At 66.6% G+C, this 4,345-nt stretch carries 5 protein-coding genes; 3 read left to right on the top strand and 2 right to left on the bottom strand.

Annotated elements, in window-relative coordinates; translation table 11 throughout:
• A partial coding sequence (locus tag U9980_RS09640) for a CoA ester lyase (RefSeq protein ID WP_322767613.1) occupies positions 1-1,025 on the bottom strand: 1,025 nt, incomplete at its 3' end.
• A gap of 309 nt (positions 1,026-1,334) precedes the next feature.
• Here U9980_RS09640 and U9980_RS09635 point away from each other — a divergent pair.
• Positions 1,335-2,222 carry an ABC transporter ATP-binding protein gene (locus tag U9980_RS09635; RefSeq protein ID WP_416210210.1) on the top strand — a complete coding sequence of 296 codons (888 nt, stop codon included), beginning with the start codon at positions 1,335-1,337 and terminating at the stop codon, positions 2,220-2,222.
• Entirely contained in the window at positions 2,219-3,028 is an 810-nt protein-coding gene (locus U9980_RS09630; protein ID WP_322767611.1) for an ABC transporter permease, read from the top strand. Before U9980_RS09635 ends, U9980_RS09630 begins: the two co-directional genes overlap by 4 nt.
• 143 nt (positions 3,029-3,171) lie before the next feature.
• Here U9980_RS09630 and U9980_RS09625 read toward each other — a convergent pair whose 3' ends face one another.
• Positions 3,172-3,435, bottom strand: coding sequence for a hypothetical protein (locus U9980_RS09625; RefSeq protein ID WP_322767610.1), 264 nt, complete (start codon positions 3,433-3,435; stop codon positions 3,172-3,174).
• Between the two features lie 381 nt (positions 3,436-3,816).
• Here U9980_RS09625 and U9980_RS09620 point away from each other — a divergent pair, with 381 nt between their 5' ends.
• On the top strand, positions 3,817-4,059 hold the full coding sequence (locus U9980_RS09620) for a WhiB family transcriptional regulator (RefSeq protein ID WP_322755208.1): 243 nt from the start codon (positions 3,817-3,819) through the stop codon (positions 4,057-4,059).
• The last annotated feature ends 286 nt before the right edge of the window (positions 4,060-4,345 follow it).

Here is a 4,345-nt window from a genome sequence, read left to right as displayed (position 1 = left end):
TGCGGGTCACGCGCGGCCAGGGTGCGCGCGAGGTCCAGAACAACCTTGCACTGCTTGACCGAGGCGTCGTCCTGCATCTTGCCGTCCACCATGATTGCTCCGGTCCCGTCACCCATCGTATCGATCACATGTCGAGCCCAGGCAACCTCGGCGGGCTCCGGACTGAAGACCCGCTTCGCAATGTCGATCTGCACCGGATGCAGGCTCCATGCGCCGACACAGCCGAGCAGGAACGCGTTGCGGAACTGGTCCTCGCAGGCCACCACATCGGCGATGTCACCGAACGGCCCGTAGTACGGCAGGATCCCGTTGGCCGCGCAGGCGTCCACCATGCGGGCAAGCGTGTAATGCCACAGATCCTGCTGGTATGTGGCGCGCGGCGCGTCCGGGTCGGTCGCCGACGGGTCCTGGCGCACGAGGTATCCCGGATGCCCGCCACCGACCCTGGTCGTCTTCATCCGTCGGTCCGCGGCGAGGTCTGCCGGCCCGAGCGAGAGGCCCTGCATCCGCGGGCTCGCCCCGGCGATCTCCTCGACGTTGGCGACACCGCGCGCGGTCTCCAGAATCGCGTGGACGAGCAGCGGCCGGGTGAGTCCCGCCTTCGCCTCGAGCTGGGCGAGCAGACGGTCGACGTAGTGGATGTCCTCCGCGCCCTCGACCTTGGGCACCATGATGACATCCAGCTTGTGACCGATCGCCGGGACGAGGGTCAGCAGGTCGTCGAGGCCCCACGGTGAGTCCAGGCTGTTCACCCGCGTCCACAGCTGGGTGTCGCCGAACTCCGTGGCGGCGGCGAGTTTCGCCAGGCCCTCCCGGGCCGCGATCTTGGCATCGGCCCGGACGCCGTCTTCGAGGTTGCCCAGCACCACGTCGAGGCGGGGCAGGATGTCCGGGACCTTCGATGCCATCTTCGCGTTACTGGGGTCGAAAAAGTGGATCACACGGGAGAGCCGCTGCGGAAGCTCCCGCAGCGGCGCCGGCGCACCCACCGCGAGCGGAGCGAAGAAGTCCTTCGGATTGCGCATGGGAGAACTCCTGTCAACTCGTCCAGCTATGTCATGATACGTCCAGGTACCTGAAGCCGCGTACGGTTGGCGGATCCTCGTGCTGGTCGCGCGCCGGCCGCGGGGCAAGTATCGCGCCCGGGAACCCCATGGGCATCCGATCGACATCCGATCGACCGGAAAAGGAGATGGCAGGTGGTCGGGTACGGGTTACTGTCGGCTGGTGTCCCTCTTCCAGCCGGTGAGCTCGACCGCGACCGCGACCGGACCGCGACCGGTGCGGAACCGGGGGGCGGGAAACCATCCGAAGACGCAGCGCCCGCGATCTCCATGCGGGCAGTGGTGAAGCGCTACGGAAGCCTGACCGCGGTGGACGGTCTCGACCTTGACGTTCCCGCCGGGGTCTGTCTCGGCCTGCTCGGGCCCAACGGCGCCGGCAAGTCCACCACGATGCGGATGCTGACCGCCCAGTCGATCGCCGACAGCGGCCGGATCACCATCCTCGGCTACGACGTGCCGGGCGCATCCAAGCAGGCCAGAGCGGTGATGGGCGTGGTGCCACAGGAGGACAACCTCGACACCGAGCTCACCGTCCGACAGAACCTCGCCGTGTTCGCCCGGCTGTACCGGGTACCCGCCCGGGAGCGCCGGGGCGCGGTCGATCGGGCGCTGGCCCTCGCAGACCTGGTCGATCGCGCCGACACGGTGACCGCGAACCTCTCCGGCGGGATGCGACGGCGGTTGCTGGTCGCCCGGGCGCTGGTCCACCGTCCCCAGCTCGTCCTGCTCGACGAGCCCACGGTGGGACTCGACCCGCAGGTCCGCCAGGAACTGTGGAGCCTGATCGCCGGCTTACGCACCGGCGGAGTGACCGTACTGATGTCAACCCACTACATCGAAGAGGCAGAACGGCTCGCTGACGACGTCGCCATCATGTCGCATGGCCGGGTTATCGCGCGCGACGCGCCAGCCCGACTACTCGACGCGCACGCAGGGCGGACCGCGGCGGAATACTACGGCTCGCCCGAGCGCCTCGCCGAGATCGCGGCGCAGGCGGGCGCGGCTGGTTTCACCACCCGACGGACCGGGCCGTCGGTCTCGGTGCTCCGGGCCGAGAACATGCCCGCCGAACTGGATGAACGGCTCGGAGCCGGCGTCCGGCGCGCAGCGACCCTGGAGGACGTGTTCGTGGCCCTGACCGGGGAGCGGGTCGAATGAACGGGGCGGACGAAGCCAACGGGGCCCAGGCGACGCGACTGCGACGGATTGAACCGGCGGCACTGGCCGGAGTCATCGTCCACGACCTCACGCTGTTCCGGCGGTCCTGGCTGTCGACCACCTTCTCCGCCGTCGTGGAACCCACCATCTACCTGCTGGCCTTCGGATGGGGGTTCGGCTCACTGGTGTCGGTCGTGGCCGGCTACCGGTACGTGGACTTCCTCGGCACCGGAATAGTCGCGACCGCGGTACTTTTTTCCTCAGCCTTCACCGGGATGTTCCAGACGTTCATCCGGCGGACCTATCAGAAGATCTACGGCGCTGTGCTGGCCGCACCCGTCGACGTACCGGAGATCGTGCTCGGAGAGGCCCTGTGGATTGCCGCGCGCGCCGGCGTCTACGGATGCGTTCCGCTGGTGGTGGCGCTCGCCTTCGGCCTCGATCCGGTTCCCGGCATGCTGGTGGTCCCGCTGGTCGGCTTTCTCACCGGTCTCGGCTTCGGCCTGTTCGGTATCTGGACCTCGGCGCTGGTGCCGTCCATCGACGGTTTCAGTTACATCATCTCCGGCATCATGACGCCGCTCTTTCTGGTCGCCGGAACCTTCTTTCCGGTAGCCGGGCTGCCCTACTGGGGCCGTGTCGTCGCCCGACTCAACCCGCTCTACCACTGTGTCGAGCTGGTGCGGGACGCGGCGTTCGGGTTCGCTCCGCTCGCCGACCTCGGCCACGCGGGCGCGCTGGTCGCCTTCGCCGGGCTGATGTGGCTGCTCGCCGTCCGCTACATGAGCCGCCGGCTCATCGACTGACAGACCATGGTCACAGAGCCGTCGGTAAGGGTTAAGATACGATCAGATCAATGGTGCAGCTGACTCCGGGCGCCGCAGCCAGCTTGGCGTCGCAGGTGATTACCGCGCCATCGAGTTTTTCGGCGAGCGCGATGGAGACAGCGTCATATGGAGTGACGTTCTTGCGTAGCTGCCACCTGCGTTCCAGAAGTGGAGCGAGCGGCATGCGGCGAATGGGAAAGCCGGCCAGGTGCCGTGACGCCCGCGGTCTGGGGAGCCTCGTACGACGCCATGTAGTCGGCCAACCTGGTTACGCGAGCCACCTCGGTGAGCCGTTCCGCCACAAAGACGTTCAGCGACTGGTGGCTTGCCGCCGCACCCTCGGCGAGAGCCGTGTAGATCTCGTCGGGTACGTCGCGCAGGTTCATCCGCCTCATGGTGCCATTGTGGCACCACGGTCGTCAGGTAGGCCACCCGTCCACGTACGACAGGCAACCATCCACCCGGCATTCAGCAGCCCTCACACGCACACCCACACCACGCCACACCACACCACACCACACCCACGATCAAACCCTGGCTGGATCAGCCCTTGCGAGTAACCGCATCACTCCGTTCCGCCAGACCGGAACCCGGCGGAGCACTTCACCGGAGCACCCCTGCTCTGTTGTCGATAATTGACAGCATGTTGTGATTAACGAGCAGGCTTCCGCGCCTAGCATCATCTGCACCTAGCATCATCTGCGCCCACCATCATTCGGGCTGACCCATCATCCGGGCGCGACGCCTTGCCAAAAGGGGGTATGACAATGGACTGGCGCCACCGGGCCTTCTGCCGGGGTACGGATCCCGAACTCTTCTTTCCGATCGGGACAACCGGGCCGGCCGCGAGCCAGATCGATGCCGCGAAAGCTGTATGCCGGCACTGCACGGTCACCGACGAATGCCTGGCCTGGGCTCTTGACGCCGGCCAGGACAGCGGTGTCTGGGGAGGGCTCAGCGCGGACGAGCGGCGCGAAGTCCAACGGAACACGGTTCACCTTCCCGTGTAACCCCGTCCATCAGACGTCAACGATCTTTCATCAACGATCTTTCGAGGTTTGTACGCCAAAAAGATACCGAATGACCGCACAAACCTCGAAAGATCGATCCGGGCTGGGGATAATGCGAGTGCCTGTGGACGGACGCTGAGCAAAACTGCCGGAACGTGGCAGCCTGAAGATCATGCATGAAAATAGGTCGGCGCCTGCAGGCAACACACGCGGCGGTCGCCCAGGGGCGTGTCCTCACGACGCACCAGTCGCCCCACCGACCCCACCGACATCCCCTGCGGCTACC

The organism is Protofrankia sp. Cr1, assembly GCF_963555865.1.
Lineage (GTDB): Bacteria > Actinomycetota > Actinomycetes > Frankiales > Frankiaceae > Protofrankia.
This window is presented reverse-complemented; position numbering and strand designations above follow the sequence as displayed.

Bases quoted from the DNA above. Each gene is read 5' to 3' on its own strand.
- U9980_RS09635 (WP_416210210.1), top strand. From the start codon at position 1,335: ATGCGGGCAGTGGTGAAGCGCTACGGAAGCCTGACCGCGGTGGACGGT.
- U9980_RS09630 (WP_322767611.1), top strand. From the start codon at position 2,219: ATGAACGGGGCGGACGAAGCCAACGGGGCCCAGGCGACGCGACTGCGA.
- U9980_RS09620 (WP_322755208.1), top strand. From the start codon at position 3,817: ATGGACTGGCGCCACCGGGCCTTCTGCCGGGGTACGGATCCCGAACTC.
- U9980_RS09625 (WP_322767610.1), bottom strand. From the start codon at position 3,435: ATGAACCTGCGCGACGTACCCGACGAGATCTACACGGCTCTCGCCGAG.